Origin of the sequence: Pseudogemmobacter faecipullorum (genome assembly GCF_020539525.1) — a bacterium.
GTDB lineage: Bacteria > Pseudomonadota > Alphaproteobacteria > Rhodobacterales > Rhodobacteraceae > Pseudogemmobacter > Pseudogemmobacter faecipullorum.
In genome coordinates this window covers 1-747 of the sequence record NZ_JACDXX010000083.1, presented here as the reverse complement: position 1 = coordinate 747, position 747 = coordinate 1, and the positions used below count along the sequence as shown (strand labels likewise).

The 747-nt window shown below is 55.4% G+C and carries 1 protein-coding gene; it reads right to left on the bottom strand.

All coding sequences use genetic code 11. From position 1 onward, the window contains the following. Positions 1 to 46 precede the first annotated feature (46 nt). On the bottom strand, positions 47 to 747 hold a 701-nt coding region (locus tag H0485_RS21285; protein ID WP_226937872.1), incomplete at its 5' end, for a DDE-type integrase/transposase/recombinase.

Here is a 747-nt window from a genome sequence, read left to right as displayed (position 1 = left end):
GCCGCGCTGATTTTGTAGCAGATGGCTTGGGCTCATCGGGTTCAGGCTATGCTGCTTGACGCTGGTGGTTCAAGCGGCGGTTTTGGATGGTCTGCTGTTTGATGCGCCTCCTTTCAGCCAGGATGGTTTCACCGCGACCGAAGTAGACGTCAGCCGGGGTTAGGTTGCCGATGCTCTCGTGGTAGCGGTGGTTGTTGTAGTGATCGATGAAGGCGGCGATGGCTGCTTGGAGTTCGCCCTCGAGAAAGTAGTTTTCCAGCAAGATGCGGTTCTTCAGGGTCTGGTGCCATCTTTCGATCTTTCCCTGTGTCTGGGGGTGCATTGGTGCGCCGCGAATGTGCTTCATGCCTTTGTCTTCGAGATATTCTGCCAGATCGGCAGCGATGTAAGACGAGCCATTATCGCTGAGCAGCCTGGGTTTGTGCAGAACCTTGGCGCTGTCGCAGCCTGACGCTGCCAAAGCGATGTCGAGCGTGTCGGTGACATCCTCGGCCCGCATGTTGCCGCAGAGCTTCCAGCCGATGACATAGCGGGAGTAGTCGTCGAGGATCGTGGACAGGTAAAACCAACCCCAGCCAATGACTTTCAGATAGGTGAAGTCAGTCTGCCACATCTGGTTTGGCGCCGTGGTCTTGTCTTTGAACTCATCGGCCGCCTTGATGACGATGTAGGCCGGGCTGGTGATGAGGTCGTGCGATTTGAGCAGCCGGTAGATATAAGCCTCTGAGACAAAATACTTTTCTGTAT